At 66.3% G+C, this 19,978-nt stretch carries 19 protein-coding genes; 15 read left to right on the forward strand and 4 right to left on the reverse strand.

Annotated elements, in window-relative coordinates:
• Nucleotides 1-12: 12 nt before the first annotated feature.
• The 6 genes from Q0S71_RS18635 to Q0S71_RS18660 all read left to right on the forward strand — a co-directional run bounded on the left by Q0S71_RS18635 (nucleotide 13) and on the right by Q0S71_RS18660 (nucleotide 6,696).
• On the forward strand, nucleotides 13-1,650 hold the full coding sequence (locus Q0S71_RS18635; protein ID WP_295999180.1) for a methyl-accepting chemotaxis protein: 1,638 nt from the start codon (nucleotides 13-15) through the stop codon (nucleotides 1,648-1,650).
• 302 nt (nucleotides 1,651-1,952) lie between these two features.
• Complete coding sequence (locus Q0S71_RS18640) at nucleotides 1,953-2,714, forward strand: alpha/beta hydrolase (RefSeq protein WP_295999183.1); 762 nt, start codon at nucleotides 1,953-1,955, stop codon at nucleotides 2,712-2,714.
• Nucleotides 2,715-2,776: 62 nt separating this feature from the next.
• A complete protein-coding gene (locus Q0S71_RS18645) occupies nucleotides 2,777-3,886 on the forward strand; it encodes an alkene reductase (protein ID WP_295999185.1) in 1,110 nt (369 codons plus the stop codon).
• A 33-nt stretch (nucleotides 3,887-3,919) separates the two neighbouring features.
• Nucleotides 3,920-4,669: an SDR family oxidoreductase gene (locus tag Q0S71_RS18650; RefSeq protein WP_295999188.1), complete on the forward strand. Its 750-nt coding sequence runs from the start codon at nucleotides 3,920-3,922 to the stop codon at nucleotides 4,667-4,669.
• Between the two features lie 120 nt (nucleotides 4,670-4,789).
• On the forward strand, nucleotides 4,790-5,386 hold the full coding sequence (locus Q0S71_RS18655; RefSeq protein WP_295999190.1) for a TetR/AcrR family transcriptional regulator: 597 nt from the start codon (nucleotides 4,790-4,792) through the stop codon (nucleotides 5,384-5,386).
• Nucleotides 5,387-5,481: 95 nt separating this feature from the next.
• Nucleotides 5,482-6,696: an MFS transporter gene (locus Q0S71_RS18660; RefSeq protein ID WP_295999193.1), complete on the forward strand. Its 1,215-nt coding sequence runs from the start codon at nucleotides 5,482-5,484 to the stop codon at nucleotides 6,694-6,696.
• A 37-nt stretch (nucleotides 6,697-6,733) separates the two neighbouring features.
• On the opposite strand, the gene Q0S71_RS18665 is transcribed toward Q0S71_RS18660, so the two are convergent.
• Entirely contained in the window at nucleotides 6,734-7,654 is a 921-nt protein-coding gene (locus Q0S71_RS18665; protein ID WP_295999197.1) for a LysR family transcriptional regulator, read from the reverse strand.
• Between the two features lie 110 nt (nucleotides 7,655-7,764).
• On the opposite strand from Q0S71_RS18665, the gene Q0S71_RS18670 reads away from it, so the two are divergent.
• The 5 genes from Q0S71_RS18670 (at nucleotide 7,765) to Q0S71_RS18690 (ending at nucleotide 13,335) form a co-directional block, all read left to right on the forward strand.
• Complete coding sequence (locus tag Q0S71_RS18670; protein WP_295999201.1) at nucleotides 7,765-8,853, forward strand: tartrate dehydrogenase; 1,089 nt, start codon at nucleotides 7,765-7,767, stop codon at nucleotides 8,851-8,853.
• A gap of 180 nt (nucleotides 8,854-9,033) precedes the next feature.
• Entirely contained in the window at nucleotides 9,034-10,377 is a 1,344-nt protein-coding gene (locus Q0S71_RS18675; protein ID WP_295999205.1) for a dicarboxylate/amino acid:cation symporter, read from the forward strand.
• 21 nt (nucleotides 10,378-10,398) lie between these two features.
• Nucleotides 10,399-11,688: a glycerate kinase gene (locus Q0S71_RS18680; protein WP_295999209.1), complete on the forward strand. Its 1,290-nt coding sequence runs from the start codon at nucleotides 10,399-10,401 to the stop codon at nucleotides 11,686-11,688.
• 159 nt (nucleotides 11,689-11,847) lie between these two features.
• A complete protein-coding gene (locus Q0S71_RS18685) occupies nucleotides 11,848-12,951 on the forward strand; it encodes an NADH:flavin oxidoreductase/NADH oxidase (RefSeq protein WP_295999212.1) in 1,104 nt (367 codons plus the stop codon).
• 93 nt (nucleotides 12,952-13,044) lie between these two features.
• Nucleotides 13,045-13,335, forward strand: coding sequence for a putative quinol monooxygenase (locus Q0S71_RS18690; RefSeq protein WP_295999215.1), 291 nt, complete (start codon nucleotides 13,045-13,047; stop codon nucleotides 13,333-13,335).
• A 69-nt stretch (nucleotides 13,336-13,404) separates the two neighbouring features.
• Here the strand turns inward: Q0S71_RS18690 and Q0S71_RS18695 are convergent, their stop codons facing one another.
• Together Q0S71_RS18695 and Q0S71_RS18700 are read right to left on the reverse strand one after the other, a co-directional pair.
• Nucleotides 13,405-14,151 (reverse strand): glucose 1-dehydrogenase, encoded by a 747-nt coding sequence (locus Q0S71_RS18695; protein ID WP_295999218.1) that lies wholly within the window; start codon nucleotides 14,149-14,151, stop codon nucleotides 13,405-13,407.
• Between the two features lie 131 nt (nucleotides 14,152-14,282).
• Nucleotides 14,283-14,825 carry an SRPBCC family protein gene (locus tag Q0S71_RS18700; RefSeq protein ID WP_295999221.1) on the reverse strand — a complete coding sequence of 181 codons (543 nt, stop codon included), beginning with the start codon at nucleotides 14,823-14,825 and terminating at the stop codon, nucleotides 14,283-14,285.
• A gap of 287 nt (nucleotides 14,826-15,112) precedes the next feature.
• Between Q0S71_RS18700 and Q0S71_RS18705 the strand changes: the two genes are divergently transcribed.
• A complete protein-coding gene (locus Q0S71_RS18705; protein ID WP_295999224.1) occupies nucleotides 15,113-16,006 on the forward strand; it encodes a LysR family transcriptional regulator in 894 nt (297 codons plus the stop codon).
• Nucleotides 16,007-16,040: 34 nt separating this feature from the next.
• Here Q0S71_RS18705 and Q0S71_RS18710 read toward each other — a convergent pair whose 3' ends face one another.
• Nucleotides 16,041-16,967, reverse strand: a complete 927-nt coding sequence (locus Q0S71_RS18710; protein ID WP_295999228.1) for a Gfo/Idh/MocA family oxidoreductase — start codon at nucleotides 16,965-16,967, stop codon at nucleotides 16,041-16,043.
• Between the two features lie 175 nt (nucleotides 16,968-17,142).
• On the opposite strand from Q0S71_RS18710, the gene Q0S71_RS18715 reads away from it, so the two are divergent.
• From Q0S71_RS18715 to Q0S71_RS18725, 3 genes are all read left to right on the forward strand, one after another.
• Nucleotides 17,143-17,715, forward strand: coding sequence for a hypothetical protein (locus Q0S71_RS18715; RefSeq protein WP_295999231.1), 573 nt, complete (start codon nucleotides 17,143-17,145; stop codon nucleotides 17,713-17,715).
• A gap of 124 nt (nucleotides 17,716-17,839) precedes the next feature.
• Nucleotides 17,840-18,196, forward strand: coding sequence for a winged helix-turn-helix domain-containing protein (locus Q0S71_RS18720; RefSeq protein ID WP_295999233.1), 357 nt, complete (start codon nucleotides 17,840-17,842; stop codon nucleotides 18,194-18,196).
• 153 nt (nucleotides 18,197-18,349) lie between these two features.
• Nucleotides 18,350-19,960 (forward strand): hypothetical protein, encoded by a 1,611-nt coding sequence (locus tag Q0S71_RS18725; RefSeq protein ID WP_295999236.1) that lies wholly within the window; start codon nucleotides 18,350-18,352, stop codon nucleotides 19,958-19,960.
• The last annotated feature ends 18 nt before the right edge of the window (nucleotides 19,961-19,978 follow it).

Raw genomic sequence — 19,978 nt, forward strand, 5'->3', positions numbered from 1 at the left:
CCCCGCTCACCCATGAAATTGCTCAATCTAAAAACCGGACCGCGCGTCCTGCTGTCCTTCGGCCTCATCCTGTGCGTGATGGCCTGCCTCACCGGCACCTCGCTGTGGCGCTTGCACGACGCCAACGACAACACGGAATATCTGGTCAAGGACAAATTCGCCAAGCAGCAGCTGACGTCCGACCTGCTCGGCACCGTCAAGCTCAACGGCGCCAACGCGCTGGCCATCGCCAAGAGCGACAGCCTGGAGGCGGGCGAATATTTCCAGGCCCAGCTGAACGGCGGCGACCAGCTGGCCGCGACGCTGGAGGCCAGGCTGCGCCAGTTGCGCCAGGGCGCGGACGAGCTGGCGTTGCTGGGCGCCGTCGCCGACGGCCGCAAAGCCTATCTGGCCGTGCGCCAGCAAGTGTTCGGCTTCAAGGAGGGCGGCCGCACGCAGGAAGTCGAGCAACTGGCCGACACCACGCTCAAAACCAGCTTCGCCGCCTACGCGGCGGCGCTGAAACAATTGCTGGACTTCCAGACCGGCGCCGCGCAAGCCATGGCCGCCGAGTCGGCGCGCCACTACGGCGCCAGCGTCGCCACGCTGCTCGGCCTGGGCTTGCTGGCGCTGGGCGCCGGCGCGGCGCTGGCGCTGAGCCTCACGCGCAGCATCGTGCTGCCGCTGCGCCACGCGGTCGATATCGCCACCCGCGTTTCGGTCGGCGACCTGCGCCGCTTCGACCAGCCCCGCCGCAGCGATGAAATCGGCCAGCTGCTCGACGCGCTGCACAATATGACGACGCGCCTGGCCGGCACCGTGGCCCGGGTGCGCGACGGCGCCGCCACCATCGACGCGGCGTCGCGCGAACTGTCGAAGGGCAATAGCGACCTGTCGCGCCGCACCGAGCACCAGGCCGGCGCGCTGGAGGAGACCGCCTCGTCGATGGAGGAACTGACCTCGGCCGTCCGGCAAAACACCGGCCACGCGCGCCAGGCCAACGAGCTGGCGCTGTCGGCGTCGGACGTGGCCGGCAAGGGCGGGCACATGGTCGGCGCGGTGGTCGAGACGATGGATGCGATCAGCGCGTCGGCGCGCAAGATCGTCGACATCATCAGCGTCATCGACGCCATCGCCTTCCAGACCAATATTTTGGCGCTGAACGCGGCGGTCGAGGCGGCCCGCGCCAGCGAGCAGGGCCGCGGCTTCGCCGTCGTCGCCAGCGAGGTGCGCAACCTGGCCCAGCGTTCGGCGACGGCGGCGCGCGAAATCAAGTCGCTCATCAACGAGTCGGCCGACAAGATCGCCGCCGGCAGCGCGCTGGCCCACACGGCCGGCGACACGATGGACGAAATCGTCGCCAGCGTGCACCGCGTGACGGCCATCATGGGCGACATCAGCCTGGCCAGCGCCGAGCAGGAGTCCGGCATCGGCCACGTCAACAGCGCCATCGCCGACATGGACGGTGTCACCCAGCAGAACGCGGCGCTGGTCGAGGAGGCCGCCGCGACGGCCGAGGCGATGCACGCGCAGGCCGGCAATCTGATGCAGCTGGTCAGCTTCTTCACCATCGACGCGGCGGGCCCGCGCGCCGGCGCGGCGCTGGCGGTGGTGGCCGGCGGGCCGCAGCGCCGCCCGGCCTCGCCGGTGCAGGTCCGGCAAGCGGCCTGAGCGGGCCGCCGGCATCGGCTGGCTAGCTGCCGGCCGGGATCGGTGGATAGCGGCCGATAGCGATTACGACGGCGCCTGCGGGCGCCGTTTTCATTGCGCTCGAAATTATTTTCAGAAAGTGCTTGATTTACTAGACGACCGGTCGTATAGTTCACACATGGCCAGCGCAACAAGGTCTGCAACAAAGCCAGCAACAAGGTCCGCAAAATAGTCAGCAACAAAGAATCAGGGTGCACCGTCACCTTTTATTTTTAGCCATTTTATAGACGACCGGTCTATTATTTTTAACTGAGGATAACGCCATGAACACCACCATCAAAAACCTGCTGATCGCTTCCGCTGTGATTTCCGGCGCCGCCGCGCTGCCTGCCCAGGCCGCCGCCAGCGATACCACCGTCGTGCTGGTCCATGGTGCCTTCGCCGACGGTTCGGGCTGGAACAAGGTGATTCCGCTGTTGCAAGCCCAGGGCGTCAAGGTTGTGGCCGTGCAAAATCCGCTGACGTCGCTGACCGACGACGCCGCCGCCGTCCAGCGCGTGGTCGATGCGCAGAGCGGCAAAGTGGTGCTGGTCGGCCACTCGTGGGGCGGCGCCGTGATCACCCAGGCCGGCAGCAGCGACAAGATCAAGGCGCTGGTGTATGTGGCCGCCTTCGCACCGTCGAAAGGCGAGGCCGTCGGCGCGCTGGGCGCCGGCTACCCGGTCGCCCCCGGCCCGACCACCTTCCGTCCCGACGCCAACGGTTTCATCTACATGACGCCGGAATCGCTGGCCGCCAACTTCGCCCAGGACTTGCCGGCCGCTGAAACCCGGTTGATGGCCGCCACCCAGGGCCCGCTGAGCGTCAAGGGCGTGGGCCAGCCTCTGACTTATGCCGCATGGGAAACCAAGACCAATTACTACATAGTGGCCAAGCAGGACCGCATGATCGCGCCGGAAATGGAACGCGACTTCGCGAAAAAAATGCACGCCATCACCACCGAAATCGACAGCAGCCACGTGCCGTTCATGTCGCAACCGGCCAAGGTCGTCGAAGTCATCATGACCGCCGTGAATCAAAAGTAATTCGCAAACCCAGACCCAAAACGCATCGCAAACCTCATTCCCTGAACTCACTGGAGCACATCATGTCTAAACTGAACTCTGCCATCAAAGTCGGCCCTTACGAATTTTCGCACCGCGTCGTGCTGGCCCCGCTGACCCGCATGCGCGCCGAAGCCGGCGCCATCCCCGGCCCGCTGATGGCGCAATATTATGCGCAGCGCGCTTCGCAGGGCGGCTTCCTCATCTCCGAAGCCACCATCGCCGCCGAAAACGGTAACGGCTACCTGGGCGCGCCCGGCATGTACGACGACAATCAAATCGCCGGCTGGAAAGAAGTGGTCAAGGGCGTGCACGCCAAGGGCGGCACCATCTTCCTCCAGCTGTACCACGCCGGCCGGCAGTCGCATGTCGACGTGCAGCCGAACGGCGCGCAGCCGGTCGGACCGTCCGAAGTGCCGCACGGCGGCGTCGCCTACACCAGCTCCGGCTGGGTCGCCAACACGCCGAACCGGGCGCTGACGGTGGACGACATCGCCGGCCTCGTCGCCAGCTTCCGCAGCGCCGCCATCCGTGGCAAGGAAGCCGGCTTCGACGGCATCGAACTGCACGCCGCCAACGGCTATCTGTTCGACCAGTTCTTGCAGGACAACAGCAACCTGCGCACCGACCTCTACGGAGGCTCGCATGAAAACCGCGCCCGCTTCCTGCTCGAAGCGACGCAGGCGGTCATCGACGTCTGGGGCAGCGACAAGGTGGCCGTGCGCATCGGCCCCAGCGGCACCTTCGGCGACATGGGCGACAGCAATCCGGAAGCCCTGTTCACCTACGTGGCGCAGCAATTGTCGAAACTGAACCTGGCCTATCTGCACCTGATCGAGCCGCGCATGATGGGCAATATCGTCGACGACGCCAAGAACCCGCAGCCGGTCGCGGCCCAGCTGATACGCAAGCACTACAACGGCGTCATCATCGCCGCCGGCGGATTCGAGCCCGACAGCGCCGAAGCCATCGTGCAGGCTGGCGACGCCAACCTGGTCGCCTTCGGCCGCCACTTCATCGGCAATCCCGACTTGCCGGCGCGCATAGCCAACAACTGGCCGTTGAGCGGCCACGACCGTGACAGCTTCTACGGCGGCACGGCCAAGGGCTACACCGATTACCCGGTCTACCAGGCCGACAGCGCAGGCGTTTAACGTTTTTTCTACTTAATCCATAAAGGAAATATCATGAAACTCAGCGGAAATACCATCCTCATCACCGGCGGCACCTCGGGCATCGGCCGCGCCCTGGCCGAAGAACTGCACCGTCTCGATAACCAGGTCATCATCTCCGGCCGCCGCAAGGCCCTGCTCGATGAAGTGACGGCCGCCAATCCGGGCATGAAATCGGTCGAGCTCGACATCAGCAGCGTCGCCAGCATCAACGCCGTCAGCGCCAGGCTGATCGCCGACTTCCCGCAACTGAATGTGTTGGTCAACAACGCGGGCGTCATGCAGATCGACAACGCCGCCGCCGCCATCGACGAAGACCTGCTGCAAACCACCATCACGACCAATCTGATGGGACCGATCCGCCTGACCGGCGCGCTGATCGAGCACTTGAAACAGCAACCGTCGGCGACGCTGATTAATGTGTCGTCGGTGCTGGCCTTCGTGCCGATGGCGATGAGCGCGGTCTATTCGTCGACCAAGGCGGCCTTGCACTCCTACACCATGTCGCTGCGCTGGAACCTGAAAAACACCTCGGTGAAAGTGTTGGAACTGTCGCCGCCGTGGGTGCAGACCGATCTGCTCGACAGCAAGGACGAGCCGCGCGCCATGCCGTTGCAGGAATTCATCGCCGAAACCATCGCCGTGCTCAGCACCGACGCGACCGAAATCCTGGTCGAACGCGCCCAGCCCATGCGCGCCAACGCCGGCGTCAACGAGCACGCCTTCGTCGACCAGTTCAACGACATCATGGCCCAGCCTGCGTAAGCGCAGCGGGGCGGCGCCGGATCATCGCGGATCGTAATGAGTCCGTGCCGGGTCGCCCCGCATCCGCATCAAAAACTCCCAACAATAGTAGACCGGTCAATTAATAATGGTGCAACCATCATGGCAAAACTCGATATCAGGACCGCCATTCTGGATGCCGGTCTGAAATTATTTCACCAGAACGGCTACCACGCCACCGGCGTGCAGGACATCGCCCGCGCGGCCGGCGTGCCCAAGGGCTCGTTTTACCACTACTTCGACAGCAAGGAAGCGCTGGGCGCCGAAGCGGTGGAGCGCTACGGCGCCAGCGGCACGCGCCGGCTGGTGCTGGCCGACCGGGCGATCGCGCCGCAACAGCGTCTGCGCGACTACTTCTGCGGTTTGAGCGACAACTTCAGCGGCAACGATTTCATCCACGGCTGCCTGCTGGGCAACCTGAGCGCGGAACTGGGCGACAGCAGCCCGCTGATCCGCGAGCGCCTGGCCGCCGTCTACCGCATCTGGACCGACGCCATCGCCGGCGCCATACGCGACGGCAAGGCCGACGGCAGCATCGCCTCGGCCCACGCGCCGGACGACCTGGCCGTCCTCCTCCTCGACGCCTGGGCCGGCGCCGTGCTGCGCGCCCGCGTCGCCAAGGACCGCCAGGCGCTCGACGTGTTTTTGGAATTGGGACTGGAAATGGCGCTGGCTGGGCCGACAGCGGCGTCGATTTAAGTTGTTTTTGTCCGAAGTGTATGGAAGTGCGGGCTGTTTTTCTTTAATAAAACCTAGCCTATGATGTTTCCATGTAGAACTTTCAAAGGAATGCCATGTCCAACGTACAAGCAGCCGCCTCATCCCCGGCACGCGATACGGCCAGCTCGCCGGTCGCCGCACCCCAGGCCAATGCCTGGGTCGCCGTCTTCACCATCGCGCTGACGGCGGCGGTGTTTTGCACCACCGAATTCCTGCCGGTCGGCATCCTGCGCTACATCAGCGCCGGCCTCGGCGTGAGCGAAGGCACGGCCGGCTACATGGTCACGGCGCCGGGCTTGCTGGCCGCCATCGCCGCGCCCTTTTTGACGGTGGCGATCAAGAATCTGGACCGGCGCTTCGTGCTGTGGGTGCTCAGCGCCTTGCTGATGGTTTCCAATCTGGTGGACATGCTGGCGCCCAACTTCGCCGTCCTGATCGCCGGCCGCGTGCTGTTCGGCATCGGCCTGGGCGGCTTCTGGGCCATCGGCGCCGGTCTGGGCGGCCGCCTGGTCGAGGCAAAATTCGCGGCGCGGGCCACCTCCATCATCTTCGCCGGCGTCTCCATCGGCATGTTGATCGGCGGCCCGGCCGGCGCGCTGCTGGGCGACCTGGTCGGCTGGCGTCCCGCCTTCGGCGTGTCGCTGCTGCTGTCGGCCTTCGCGCTGGTGCTGCAATTTATCTTCCTGCCGCCGCTGCACGTCAAGCAAAGCGTCGCCGCGCGCGACCTGCTCGGCATCTGGCGCACCGCCAACGGCAAGGTGGGCCTGATCGCCATGTTCCTGATACTGAGCGGACAATTCGCCACCTACACCTATGTGACGCCGTTCCTGGCGCAAGTGTCCGGCTTCGACGGCAAGGCGATTTCCTCGATCTTGCTGGGCTACACGGCCATCGGCCTGCTGGGCAACTTCGCCGGCGGCGCCGGCGCCGGCCGCAACGTCAAGACCACCTTCCTGCTGACGATATTGTTCGTGCTGCTGCCGCTGTTGCTACTGCCGACGCTGGGCCACTCCAAGGTGTGGGCCGTCGCCCTGCTGGCGGTGTGGGGACTCGCTTACGGCGCCATGCCGGTCGCGCTGCAAGTGTGGATGGCGAAGGCGGCGACCGACGTGCCGGAGGGCGGCATGGCTTTGTTTGTCGCCAACTTCCAGATTTCGATCGCGCTCGGCTCGCTGGCCGGCGGCTTGATTATCGATATGAGCGGCATCGCCGGCGCCATGTATTTCGGCGCGGGCATCGCGGCACTGTCGGCGCTGCTGTTGGTGGCGCTGGGCAAAAAACCGGCCTGATCCAAGGTCGGGGCGCGGCGGCCGAACGCCGCCGCGCTCAGTCGAAACGCTCAAACCGCTGGGCCAGGAATTCGACAAACGTCCGTATCCTGGCCGACAGCTGATGCCGCTGCGGATAGATCGCATAAATATCCGCGTCCGGCGTCCGATATCCCGACAAGACCTGCACCAGCCGTCCGCTTTTCAGATAGCGCTCCAGGTCCCACTCCGCCCGCAGCAAGATGCCGTGGCCGTCCAGCGCCCAGTTGACGGCGATTTCGCCATCGTTCGTGGCCAGGTTGCCGCGCACCTTGACCGCCTCCGCGTCCCGCTCCGATTCCCGCCCGGCAAACAAACGCCACAGGCCGTAGGCTTCGTCGCCCTGGCGGATGCTGATGCAGTTGTGCCGCCGCAGGTCGGCCGGCGACTTCGGTTCACCGTGCCGGGCCAGATATTTCGGCGACGCGCACAGCAGCCGCCGGTTCGACGCCAGCCGCCTGGCGATGACGCGCGCGTCGGTCGGCGCGCCGAAACGGATGCAGACATCGAAGCGGTCGTCCGTCAGCGCCGGCGGATCGACCGACAGCTGCAGCTGCACCTCCACCTCCGGATAGCGCAGCACATAGTGCGAAATCACCGGCGCGATATGCAGGCGGCCGAATCCCAGCGTCGCGTTGACCCTCAGCTGTCCCTTCGGCACGCCCTTGGACGTGCTCAGCAGCTGGTCCAGATCGGCGATCTCGCCGAGGATGCGGCGCGCGTGCTCCAGCAGCACCTCGCCCTCGGGCGTCAGGCTCATGCGCCGCGTGGTCCGGTTCACCAGCGCGATGCCGATCCGCGCCTCGATCAGCGACAGCCGCTTGCTGACGGCCGAGGTCGTGATGCCGAGCTCGCGCGCCGCGCCGCTCAGGCTGCCCGCGTTCGACAGCGCGACAATAAAACCCAGTTCGGCGGGTTGAAATCCCGTGGGCGTGCTCATGTTGATTGTTGAGTCGTGGGTTAACAATGGATTGAGTTTAGGCCGCTTACTTTGCTTCGTCCACCGTTTACAGTGGCTGCACCCTCAGACATCCACCCAGGAGACAGCAAATGAAAACCTACCAAATCGCCACCATTCCAGGCGACGGCATCGGCAAGGAAGTGGTCCCGGCGGGCCGCCAGGTGCTGGCCGCGCTGGCCGCCGGCAGCAGCACCTTCCAGTTCGCCTTCGAGGACTTCGACTGGGGCGGCGACTACTACCGCCGGCACGGGGCGATGATGCCGGCCGACGGCCTCAACGCGCTGCGCGGCAAGGACGCCATCCTGTTCGGCTCGGCCGGCGACCCCGACATCCCCGACCACATCACGCTGTGGGGCCTGCGCCTGAAGATCTGCCAGGGCTTCGACCAGTACGCCAACGTGCGCCCGACCCGCATCCTGCCCGGCATCGACGGCCCGCTCAAGCGCTGCAAGCCGGAGGACCTGAACTGGGTCATCGTCCGCGAAAACTCGGAGGGCGAATATTCCGGCGTCGGCGGCCGCGTGCACCAGGGCCATCCGATCGAAGTGGCGACCGACGTCTCGATGATGACGCGCGTCGGCGTCGAGCGCATCCTGCGCTACGCCTTCACGCTGGCGCGGTCGCGGCCGCGCAAGCTGCTGACCGTCGTCACCAAGAGCAACGCCCAGCGCCACGCGATGGTGATGTGGGACGAGATCGCGCTGGCCGTGTCGCGCGACTTCCCCGACGTCACATGGGACAAGGAACTGGTCGACGCCGCCACGGCGCGCATGGTCAACCGTCCGGCCACGCTGGACACCATCGTCGCCACCAATTTGCACGCCGACATCCTCAGCGACCTGGCCGCCGCGCTGGCCGGCAGCCTGGGCATCGCGCCGACCGGCAACATCGATCCCGAGCGCCGCTATCCGTCGATGTTCGAGCCCATCCACGGTTCCGCCTTCGACATCATGGGCCAGGGCCTGGCCAATCCGGTCGGCACCTTCTGGTCCGTCGTCATGCTGCTCGAACACCTGGGCGAGCACGACGCCGCGCAGCGTGTGATGCAGGCCATCGAAAGCGTCACCGCCAACCCGGCGCTGCACACGCGCGACCTGGGCGGCAATGCCACCACCGCCGAGGTGACGCGCGCCGTCTGCGATCGCCTGACCGCGGGCCGGGAGCGGCAGGCGGCATAAACCGCGCGGCGGCAAACAATATACGCGCCGATGGCGCAGGTCCGCCCCAAGCCGCCGTAAGAGCGGCTGGGGCGCGATCCAGGCGGCAAGCCGAGTGGCAAGCCGAGCGGCGAGCCGGGTAGCAAGACATAACAGGAGACCACCATGTCTAAGCGATTTTTTGGAAGGCTGTAGGTCCAGGTGCTGATCGGCGTCATCGCCGGCGGCCTGCTGGGCTTTTTCTACCCCAAGCTCGGCGCCGACCTGAAGCCGCTGGGCGACGTCTTCATCCGCCTCATCAAGATGGTGTTCGCGCCCGTCATCTTCGCGATGGTCGTGCTCGGCATCGCCAAGATGGAGAGCATGAAGGAGCTGGGCCGCGTCGGCCTGCGCGCGCTGATTTATTTCGAGGTGATGTCGACTTTCGCGCTGCTGCTGGGCCTCATCGTCGTCAACCTCGGCAAGCCCGGCGTCGGCATGAACGTCGACGCCCACACGCTCGACACCACCAGCATCGCCAACTACACGGCGGCCGCCGCCAAGTCGACCGGCGTGACGGACTTCCTGCTCAACATGATCCCCTCCAGCGCCGTCGACGCGCTGGCCAAGAACGACATCCTGCAGATCCTCGTGTTCGCCACGGTGTTCGGCATCGCGCTGTCGCACATGGGACGGCGCGCCAAGCCCGTGGTCGATTTCCTCGACGCCTTCTGCAACAGCATGTTCATCGTCGTCGGCATGATCATGCGCATCGCGCCGATCGCCGCCTTCGGCGCCATCGCCTTCACGGTCGGCAAGTACGGCCTCGGTTCGCTGGTCTCGCTGGCGCAGCTGATGGGCTGCATGTACCTGACCTGCGTGCTGTTCGTGTTCGTCGTGCTGGGCCTGGTCGCGCGGGTGTCCGGCTTCAGCCTGCTCAAGTTCCTGCGCTACATCCAGGATGAAATCTTCACCGTGCTCGGCACCAGCTCGTCGGAATCGGTGGTGCCGCAGCTGATGCGCAAGCTGGAGCACGCGGGCGTGGCCAAGCCGGTGGTCGGCCTCGTCGTGCCGGCCGGCGTCACCTTCAATCCGGACGGCCAGTGCATCTACTACACCATGGCGGCCATCTTCATCGCCCAGGCCACCAACACGCCGCTGACGCTGACCGACCAGCTGGTCGTGCTGGGCGTGCTGATGCTGACGTCGAAGGGCTCGGCCGGCGTCACCGGCTCCGGCTTCATCACGCTGGCCGCGACGCTGGCGTCGATGGGCAAGATCCCGGTGGCGGGCATGGTGCTGCTGCTGGGCGTCGACCGCTTCATGTCCGAGGCGCGCGCCATCACCAACACCATCGGCAACGCGGTCGGCACGATGGCCATCGCGCAGTGGGTCGGCGCGCTGGACCGCGACCGCATGCAGCGCGTGCTCAACGGCGATTCGACCGCCGAGGAAATGCGCGGGCTATACTCGCCGGATGAGAGCGCCGATTATGGAACGGCCGATCATGGAACGGCCGATCATGGGACGGCCGAACTGGCGGTGGCGCGTAAGGCAAGCGCCTGACGCCGCCGCGTGGAGAATAAGATGAGTGTTCACCCAAGCGAGAAAGCCGGCGACGGCGAGCGCGCGCTGCTGCGCCGCATGTTCGACGCGGCCATCGCGGCGGCGCAGCCGGACCTGTGCGTTCCGGCCGCCTTGCCGGAGGCGCCCAAGGGACGCCTGATCGTGATCGGCGCCGGCAAGGCCTCGGCCGCCATGGCGCGCGCCGTCGAGCGCAACTGGCCGGGGCCGCTGTCCGGCCTGGTGGTCACGCGCTACGGCTACGCCGTGCCGTGCGAGCGCATCGAGATAGTCGAAGCCGCCCATCCGGTGCCGGACGCCGCCGGCCTGGCCGCCGCCCGCCGCATCCTCGGCCTGGTGCAGGGCCTGAGCGCCGAGGACACCGTGCTCTGCCTCATTTCCGGCGGCGGCTCGGCGCTGCTGCCGCTGCCGGCAGACGGCATCAGCCTGGAAGACAAGCAAATGGTCAACCGGGCGCTGCTCGGCTGCGGCGCCAGCATCGGCGAAATGAACTGCGTGCGCCGCCACCTGTCGGCCATCAAGGGCGGCCGCCTGGCCGCCGCCTGCCATCCGGCCAGGGTCGTCACGCTGCTCATTTCCGACGTGCCCGGCGACGACCCGCGCGACATCGCGTCCGGCCCCACGGTGGGCGACGCCAGCACCTGCGCCGACGCCCTGGCCATCATCGGCCGCTACGCCATCGCGCTGCCGGACCACATATTGGAGGTGCTGCGCAGCGGCCGCGGCGAATCCATCAAGCCCGACGATCCGCGCCTGGCCGGTGCCGAAGTGAGGATGATCGCCACGCCGCAAATGGCGCTGGAGGCGGCGGCCCGGGTCGCGGCGCAGGCCGGCGTCACGCCGCACATACTGGGCGACGGCATCGAGGGCGAGGCGCGCGACGTCGGCAAGGTCATGGCCGCCATCGCGCTGCAAACGGCGCGCCGCGGCCAGCCGTTCGCCGCGCCGTGCGTGCTGCTGTCCGGCGGCGAAACCACCGTCACCGTGCGCGGCGGCGGGCGCGGCGGCAGGAACGTCGAATTCCTGCTGGCCTGCGCCATCGCGCTGCAAGGCGAGCAGGGCGTCCACGGCCTGGCCGGCGACACGGATGGCGTCGACGGCCTGGAGGACATCGCCGGCGCCCACATCGGGCCGGACACGCTGCGCCGCGCCTGGGCCGGCGGCCTGCGCCCGACCGACAGCCTGGACAACAACGATGGCCACGGCTTCTTCCAGGCGCTCGGCGACAGCATCGTCACCGGTCCCACGCTCACCAACGTCAACGATTTCCGCGCCCTGCTGATCCTGCGCTGAGGCCGGCCGGCGCGCTGCTTTTTCCGCTGGAAGCGGGCCCGCCATGCGGACCCCGGGTACGCAATGTGCGGACCGGCGCGCGTCAATCGGCCGCGTGTTCGATGCTACGATTCTTCGCATCGGAATGCCTCCGACGTGCTCACTTACTTCAGGATTACCATGCCCTCCCTTTTTGATACCTACCAATTAAAAGACGTCCAATTCCGCAACCGCATCGTGGTCTCTCCGATGTGCAATTACTCGGCCGTCGACGGCGTCGTCACCGACTGGCACCGGGCCCACTACGCCAGCCTGGCGCGCGGCGGCGCCGGCCTCGTCATCGTCGAAGCCACGGCCGTGTCGCCGGAAGGCCGCATCACGCCGGGCGACACCGGCATCTGGAACGAGGCCCAGGCCGGACAGCTGGCCGGCGTCGCCGCATCCATCAAGGCCATGGGCGCCGTGCCCGGCATCCAGCTGGCGCACGCGGGCCGCAAGGCCAGCGCCAACCGCCCGTGGGAAGGCGACGACAGCATCGCCGCCGACGACCCGCGCGGCTGGGACACCATCGCGCCCTCGGCCATCGCCCTGGGCGGCTTGCTGCCCAAGGTGCCGCGTGAAATCACGCTGGCCGAAATCGAACGCGTCAAGGCCGACTACGTCGCCGCGACCAAGCGCGCGCTGGCCGCCGGTTTCGAATTCCTGCAACTGCATTTCGCCCACGGCTACCTGGCCGCCAGCTTCCTCAATGCCCACGCCAACACGCGCACCGACGCCTACGGCGGCACGCTGGAAAACCGCCGCCGCTTCTTGCTCGAGACCTTCAACGCCGTGCGCGCCGTGTGGCCGGCACATCTGCCGCTGAGCGTGCGCCTGGGCGTGATCGAGTTCGACGGCAAGGACGAGCAGACCGTGGCCGACGCCATCGTCGTCGCCAGGGAAATGAAACGCGGTGGCCTCGATTTGCTCGACGTGAGCATGGGCTTCACCACGCTGGACGTGAACATTCCATGGGGCACGCCGGCCTTCATGAAGCCGATCGCCGCGCGCTTCCGCAAGGAGGTCGACATGCCGATCACCTCGTCGTGGGGCTTCGACACGCCGGAAATCGCGCAGAGCGCGATTGAAGACGGACCGCTCGACGTGGTGTTGATCGGCAAAGCCCACCTGGCCAATCCGCACTGGCCGTATCACGCGGCGCGCAAGCTGGGCGTGGACCGCGCCTCGTGGACGCTGCCGGCGCCGTACGCGCATTGGCTCGAACGCTATCAAGTCGGATCGTAAGGGCGTGCGATGATGGTGGCCCCCCGTGCGGCGCATGGGGGCTTTGCATATGAACCCGCATGCGCTTGCATGCAGTATTGAACAGGAAAAAAAATGAGCAATCTATTGGTAGTGGTGGCCACGCTGGTGGCCAAGCCGGGCCACGAAGCGACCTTGAAATCGGCGCTGGAACGGGTGGTGCCGCCCAGCCGCGCCGAAGCCGGCTGTTCGCGCTACGAGCTGCACAGCGACAACGAGCTGCCGGGCCGTTTCATCGTGCTGGAAGAGTGGCGCGATGCCGAGGCCTTGCGCCAGCATGAAGCGACGCCGCACTTTGCCGCGCTGGTGCAAGCCATCGCCGGCCTGGCCGACGTGCAAGTGTCGAAATTGACCAAGATCGCCTGAGCGGGCGAGCGATGAGGCAGGGCCTGACGGCGCCGCGCTTGCAAAAGCCCGGCGCCGTTGTTGTGTCGCTTAGCGCAGGCCGCCCGAGGTGATGATCTTCTCGCCCGTGATCCAGCGCGCGTCATCCGAGGCGAGGAAGACGGCGACCGAGGCGATGTCTTCCGGCTGGCCGAGGCGGCCCAGCGGCGTCAGCGACACCAGGTAGCGCTCGAAGTCCGAACCGATGTGGCCGCCCGTGACCGTGCCTTCGGTTTCAACCAGGCCGGGATTGATGGAGTTGACGCGGATTTTGCGCGGTCCCAGTTCCTTGGCCAGCACGCCCGTGATGGCATCGACGGCGCCCTTGGACGCCGTGTAGACGGCGCTGCCCGGCGGGTGGAACGATGTCACGGTCGAGCTCAGGTTGATGATGCTGGCGCCTTCGCCCATGAACGGCAGGGCCGCCTGGGTGGTCAGCAGCGTGCCGAGCACGTTGACGTTGAAGTGCTTGTGGAAGTGCTCCTCGGTGACCGCTTCGATGGGCAGGAAGTCGTAGACGCCGGAATTGTTGACCAGCACATCGATCTTGCCGTAGGCGGCGACGGCGGCGGCCATGATGGCGGTGGCGTCGGCCGGCTTGGAGACATCGCCGGCGACGGCGATGGCCTTGCCGCCGGCGGCCGTGATGGCGCCGACGACCGCTTCCGCGCCCGCCTTGCTGCTGGCGTAATTGACGACGACGGCGGCGCCTTCGGCGGCCAGCGCCTTGGCGATGGCGGCGCCCAGGCCTTTGGATGCGCCGGTGACGACGGCGACTTTGTTGGTGAGCTTAGACATGTTCGATAACCTTTAAGTGTTGAAATTTAAAATAATGAAGTTCGCCAGTGCGCCTCGTCGGCGCGTGCCGGCGATGGGTGGCCATGGGTGGCGCTTGGTGACGATGGTGACGATGGTGGATGACGGCGCGCTTACAGCGCTTCGGCCTTGGCCTTGAGGCCGCCCAATCCGGCGGTGATGACGCCGCCCATGGTGCCTTGCGCGGCGGCGTCGTCGCGGCCGGCGGCGGGCGCGTCGGCGTGGTCGGCGCGGTGGAACTCGGCCTGCCAGGTGACTAGGCTGCCGCCGTTCTTGCCCGGCGCGATGCTGATGGTGGCCTTCACATCACTCAGGGGCACGACCTTTTGATTGTCCGCCGTGTTCTGGATCGCGTAGGTGTAGCTGTGTCCCTGCGCGTTGTATTTCACCAGCTCCTCGGTCAGCTTGGGGCCGCCCAAGTCCAGCGTGCGGACCGAGCCGATGGTGTTGCCCTTGGTCGAGGCCGACGACTTGACCAGCGGCACCCACGTCAGGTCGCTGTAATGCTTGACCAGGTCCCACACCCGGTCCGGGGCGGCGGCGATATCGACCGTCTGCGAGGCGTGCAGCAATTGCGGCGCGGCCCAGGCGGTCGCCGACAGCAGGGCGCCGGCGGCCAGCGTCAAGCCGGTCAGGCTTTTTTTCAGATTGTTCATGCGGTGTTGCTCCTATGCGGAAAAGTGAGGTGGACAGCGGCCGGCTTGTCGGCGAGGCGTTTTGCTGTGAGACCAATATAGACCCGCATCGAAGCGATATAAACGGGAGGCGGCGAGTAACAGTGCGGACAATTTGTCCGTGGGCGCGGACGGGCCGCCGGCCGGCGCCGCGCCGTGGCGATGCAGGCCGGATGCGGCGCAGCAGTACGGACCAAAACGGCGCCAATTATTCAGGGACGGCGCGGTACATTACAGGCAGAGATAGCCTGTATGAACGGAGGAACGATATGGATAACCTGGGTGGCATCGGTATTTTTGTGAAGGTGGCCGATACCCGCAACTTCACGCTGGCCGGACGCGCGCTGGGGGTGTCGTCGTCGGCCATCGGCAAGAGTATTTCGCGCATGGAGGAGCGCCTGAAAGTGCGACTGTTTCACCGCAGCACGCGCAGCGTCACCTTGACGGCGGAGGGCGCGCTATTCCTGGAACGCTGCAAGCGCATCCTCGGCGAAATCGACGCCGCCGAAGTCGAACTGTCCGAGTATTCGGGCAGTCCGGCCGGCCGGCTGCGCGTGAGCATGCCCCAGCTGAGCGGCATGCTGATGCCGGCGCTGAACCGCTTCATGAAACAGTATCCCGAGATCCAGCTCGACATCGACCTGTCGGACCGCGTGGTCGACATCGTCGAGGAGGGCTACGACGCCGTCATCCGGGCCGGTTTGCCGCGCGATTCGCGGCTGGTGTTCCGGCGCCTGGGCACCTGCGATTATGTGCTGGTGGCGTCGCCCGGCTATCTGAAGCGGCGCGGCACGCCCAAGCGTCCCGCCGACCTGTCCGGCCACGCCTGCCTGCGCTACAAGTTCAAGACCAGCGGCCGCATCGAACCGTGGCCGATGCGACGTGAGCCGGGCGAGTCCGAGCCGGCGTTTTACGAAGGCATGATCGCCAATAATGTGGAGACCATCATGAACAGCGCGCTGGCCGGCCTGGGCATCGCCATGCTGCCGCGCTTTGTGTTGCAGGACCAGCTGGAACGCGGCCTGCTGCTGCCGGTGCTTGAGGGCATGCTCGAAAACGAGCTCACCTTCGTCATGCTGTGGCCGGCGAACAAGCACAACTCGCCCAAGCTGCGCGTGTTCATCGATTTCCTGGCCAGGCATTTATTCGCGCCGGCGCCGTAAACCTGAGCACCGCCGGCGTCGCCGCTATGGTCGCCTAGTCGTGGAAGGCGACGACCTGCTTGCGCTTGCCGAGCATGAAGGCGTCGGCCACATGGCGCAGCGGCGCCACGTCGACATCCGAGCGGCCGGCGGCGACCAGTTCGGCGAAGCGCTGATACAGCGACGGATATTCGGCTTCCTTGGCCAGCGCCTGCTCGACGCCGGCGATCGACAGGCGCGCGCCGCCTTCGCTGAGCTTGACCTCACCGTCGGCCGTCGTCACGATGATGTCCCAGCTCTGCTTGCCGGTCTGGCGCCAGTCGAACTCGGCGTGCACGGGCACCGCCTGCGCGTTCCGGAAGTGCAGGTCGGCGGCGATGGGCGCGTCGCGGTTTTCCGGAAATTCCAGCGTCGCGCCGGTCAGGAAGATCAGCGACGGCAGGATTTCGGTGACGATGGACAGCGCGTTGATGCCCGGATCGAACACACCCAGTCCGCCCGCCTGCCAGATCCAGTCCTGGTTAGGGTGCCAGTGGCGCACATCTTCTTTCCAGATCACGTGCATGGACGTCGGCGCATGCTGGGCCAGGTAGGCCTTGGCCGGCTGGACGGCCGGCGCGTAGCGTGAATGCCAGCTGGTGAACAGGGTCACGCCCTTGGCCGCCGCCAGCGCTTCCAGGTCGGCCACTTCCGACAGGGTGGCGCCGGGCGGCTTTTCCAGGAAGACGTGCTTGCCGGCCGACAGCGCCGTGTGCGCGGCCGCGTAGCGGTATTGCGGCGGCATGCACAGCGAGACGGCTTCGATCTCGGGCATGGCGGCCAGCATTTCTTCTATGGTCTTGAAGCTGGGCAGGCCGTCGATGGCGTTGTTGCGGCTGGCCGAAGCGAGCAGCGTGTAGGCGGCGTTGCCCGCGATCGCCGGCAAGTGCTGGTCGTGGACGATTTTGCCGACGCCGACGATGGCAAGTTTGATAGGTGACATGGGCGATCTTTCATAAGGTGAGAGGTATGCTGCGCGGGAGGATTCTAACCAAACGCGGCCAAGCTTGCCAGCCGCGCCGCGATTTCGCTGGCTGGCCGATCGCCGCCTGCTGTGTTACGGTGTGGAAATTCCAAGTCCCGACACCGCCGTCAGCGCGCCGCAATTTGCCTTCACCATGAATCAACCCACTCCGCAACTGCGCCTGAACCTGTCCCTGATCCTCGCCACGGTCGCCATGCACGGCTTGATGATGCTGGCGAACGAACTGTTTTTCATCCCTGCCGAATTCCTCAAGGGCATAGGCTGGATTTACCTGCCCGCCGGCACCCGGTTGCTATGCACGCTGCTGTTCGGCGGCCCCGGCGCCATCGGCCTGCTCATCACCGGCTGGTTTTCCTGCTACTGGTATTACTTTCCGGGCGACGAATTGCGGGCCACGATGGGAGCGATCGCCGGCGCCATCGGCCCCTATCTGGTCTACCGCATCGCGCAGGAGCGCCTGGGCTTGCGCGCATCGCTGACGAACCTGACGCCCAAACGCCTGCTCATTTGCGCCGTCGGCTGTTCGGTGGCCAGTCCCTTGTTGCACCATATCTGGTTCGGCCTGCATGGCGATGCAGATTTAATCCGGGGTTTTTGCGTGATGTTCATCGGCGACCTGGCCGGCACCCTGATTGTGCTCTACACGGGCAAAGGCTTGCTGGCGCTCTTGCCCGGCCCGCCCCGGACGCTGCCCAAGGGCTGGTAGCCGAGCGGCACCACGGGCGCGGCCGCAAGCGGGCGGTATGCTAAAATTTATAGCAATCGCACTGAAACAAAGCTGAAATAGCTGCTGAAACAAAGCTGAAACAACTGATATATTGCGTGCCCCCATGACGATACCCACCCGACCCGCCGATATCTACCTCCGCTTCCTGCAACTGACGGAAGCCTTGCGCGGCTTGCCGTCGTTGCCGGCGCTCGACCCGCTGGAGGAGCGCATGTTGACCATCGTCGCCCGCGCGGGCCAGGACCAGCAGCGCCTGTCCGTGCGCGACATGATGGCGAAAAAGGAACTCGGCGCGCCGGCCACCGTGCACACGCGGCTGACGTCGATGCGCGAAAAAGGCTGGATCATGTTGTCCGATACCGAAGACACGCGCCGCAAGCAGATCGAGCTCACCCAGGCGGCCCTGCTGCATTTCGACAAGCTGTCGAAGTGCCTGGTCCAGGCCACCGAGCCGCGCTGAGCACATGGCCCGCCATTTCCCCGGGAATTGGCACCCCTATTTCGGCTGCCGGACTTCTATAATGGCCTGGCCAACAATCGGCCGCAACGCCGCTGGCAAGCCCGATCGCCACGATCGGTAAGCAACCCGCGCAGTCCCACGAATGCCCCCGTCATGACTACAATATCGTCCGTGAGCAGCCTGCTGCCGACCCTGTCCGGCGCCGCCGCGAGGGCGCTCGCCGCCACGCCGGCGCCGCCGGCTGACATCACGCCGGCGTCCACCATCGTCGCGCTCAGCCCGTCCGCCGCATCTTTGGCATCGTCCACCGACGGCCTGCCGAGCATGCAGCCGCCGGTGTTCAACGCGCCGGTGTGGGAGAAAAAGTCGAGCGACGCCATCACCTCGCTGATGACGGTGAACTACGCGGCCCAGCCGCTGTCCGGCCGCTACCAGGGCCTGGGCGCGGCGCTGCTGACCCGCCTGGCCACGGACGGCGGCGATTACTCGCAGTCGGTGCTGCAATCGGCGACCGCTTCCTCGACCGGCGCCACGGCGTCCACCCTGGACACGCTGTCGAGCAATGCGCTGCATGGCGCCGCCGCCAACCAGATTTCGCTCGACATCAAGACGGCCGACGGCATCAAGGTGACGGTGACCTTGGGCAGCCAGGACAAGGGCCTGGCCGTGCAAATCAAGAGCAGCGGCAAACTCAGCGACGCCGACCGCGCCGCCCTGGGCCAGCTGGCCGCGGCGTTCCAGAGCGCCATCGACGGTATCGGCGCCGTGCCGCCCAAGCCCGACCTCAGCGGCCTGAGCCACTACAACGCGACGCTGCTGTCGTCGCTCGACCTGCACGCGCAAGTGCAGCTGGGCGGCGGCCAGTCGCAGACCATGGACTTCCACGCCGACAGCACGCAGCGCTCGGTCGCCATGGACGGCCCGGCCGGCGCCATCAAGGTCAGCGTCGACCTGAGCCACCTTGCCGGCCTGGGCGACAGCCGCCAGCGCAGCGCGGCGATGGACAGCTATCTGAAGCAATTCGACCAGGCCGCCAGTCGCGGCAAGGCCGACGCGGCGATGCTGACGACCTTCAAGGACGCCTTCGAGCAAATGAACGCCAGCCTACCGCAGCACGACACGGGGCGGGCGTCCGCGTCCGCCTTGAGCGCCGGCGACCACGCCATGATGACCGGGCTGGCCGATTTCAGCGCCTCGATGACCGAACGTCCCAGCTATATCAATCCCATGCGGCCCGGCGAGGCCGATACCTTTTCTTACCAGACCTCGCAGACCACCACCGTCGGCGGCCACGGCCCGGCGGACCGCTCGATTTCCCAGCAACAGCACAGCCATCTGGACGCCAGCTTCCACCAGCCGTTGTCGGCCGGCCTGCCGCTCGCCCTGGACGGCAGCAAGCAGTCGCAGAATTATTATTTCGAGCAGATCAGCGACGACGCCAGCAGCGACGCCGAGGTCCGCTACGACAAGGGCACGCTGGCGCAGGCGAGCGTGCAGCAAACGGCGCAGCAATCGACACGGATGATGAAATATGTGATGGGTCAGCTGAGCGAGGACACGACCACGCCGACCGCCGTGCGGCTGACGCGCGACTTGCTCGACCTGCTGCAAGCGGCGCAGAAAAAACCCGCCCGGACACCGCAGGACGCCGCGCTGTCGCAGCAGGCGCTGGCGGCGCTCCACAACACGGTGTTGCTGCAGCCCGACCCGAGCGGGCTGCACGCGGCCGGCGGCGTCGCCGTGGAACCGAAGACGGCAATTTGACCGGCAAGGAACGCCGGC

The organism is Rugamonas sp., from assembly GCF_025354735.1.
GTDB lineage: Bacteria > Pseudomonadota > Gammaproteobacteria > Burkholderiales > Burkholderiaceae_D > Rugamonas.

Coding starts and splice junctions, on each gene's coding strand:
- Q0S71_RS18660 (WP_295999193.1), top strand. CDS start 5,482: ATGTCCAACGTACAAGCAGCCGCCTCATCCCCGGCACGCGATACGGCC.
- Q0S71_RS18690 (WP_295999215.1), top strand. CDS start 13,045: ATGAGCAATCTATTGGTAGTGGTGGCCACGCTGGTGGCCAAGCCGGGC.
- Q0S71_RS18710 (WP_295999228.1), bottom strand. CDS start 16,967: ATGTCACCTATCAAACTTGCCATCGTCGGCGTCGGCAAAATCGTCCAC.
- Q0S71_RS18715 (WP_295999231.1), top strand. CDS start 17,143: ATGAATCAACCCACTCCGCAACTGCGCCTGAACCTGTCCCTGATCCTC.
- Q0S71_RS18705 (WP_295999224.1), top strand. CDS start 15,113: ATGGATAACCTGGGTGGCATCGGTATTTTTGTGAAGGTGGCCGATACC.
- Q0S71_RS18700 (WP_295999221.1), bottom strand. CDS start 14,825: ATGAACAATCTGAAAAAAAGCCTGACCGGCTTGACGCTGGCCGCCGGC.
- Q0S71_RS18670 (WP_295999201.1), top strand. CDS start 7,765: ATGAAAACCTACCAAATCGCCACCATTCCAGGCGACGGCATCGGCAAG.
- Q0S71_RS18685 (WP_295999212.1), top strand. CDS start 11,848: ATGCCCTCCCTTTTTGATACCTACCAATTAAAAGACGTCCAATTCCGC.
- Q0S71_RS18720 (WP_295999233.1), top strand. CDS start 17,840: ATGACGATACCCACCCGACCCGCCGATATCTACCTCCGCTTCCTGCAA.
- Q0S71_RS18645 (WP_295999185.1), top strand. CDS start 2,777: ATGTCTAAACTGAACTCTGCCATCAAAGTCGGCCCTTACGAATTTTCG.
- Q0S71_RS18640 (WP_295999183.1), top strand. CDS start 1,953: ATGAACACCACCATCAAAAACCTGCTGATCGCTTCCGCTGTGATTTCC.
- Q0S71_RS18635 (WP_295999180.1), top strand. CDS start 13: ATGAAATTGCTCAATCTAAAAACCGGACCGCGCGTCCTGCTGTCCTTC.
- Q0S71_RS18665 (WP_295999197.1), bottom strand. CDS start 7,654: ATGAGCACGCCCACGGGATTTCAACCCGCCGAACTGGGTTTTATTGTC.
- Q0S71_RS18680 (WP_295999209.1), top strand. CDS start 10,399: ATGAGTGTTCACCCAAGCGAGAAAGCCGGCGACGGCGAGCGCGCGCTG.
- Q0S71_RS18695 (WP_295999218.1), bottom strand. CDS start 14,151: ATGTCTAAGCTCACCAACAAAGTCGCCGTCGTCACCGGCGCATCCAAA.
- Q0S71_RS18650 (WP_295999188.1), top strand. CDS start 3,920: ATGAAACTCAGCGGAAATACCATCCTCATCACCGGCGGCACCTCGGGC.
- Q0S71_RS18655 (WP_295999190.1), top strand. CDS start 4,790: ATGGCAAAACTCGATATCAGGACCGCCATTCTGGATGCCGGTCTGAAA.
- Q0S71_RS18725 (WP_295999236.1), top strand. CDS start 18,350: ATGACTACAATATCGTCCGTGAGCAGCCTGCTGCCGACCCTGTCCGGC.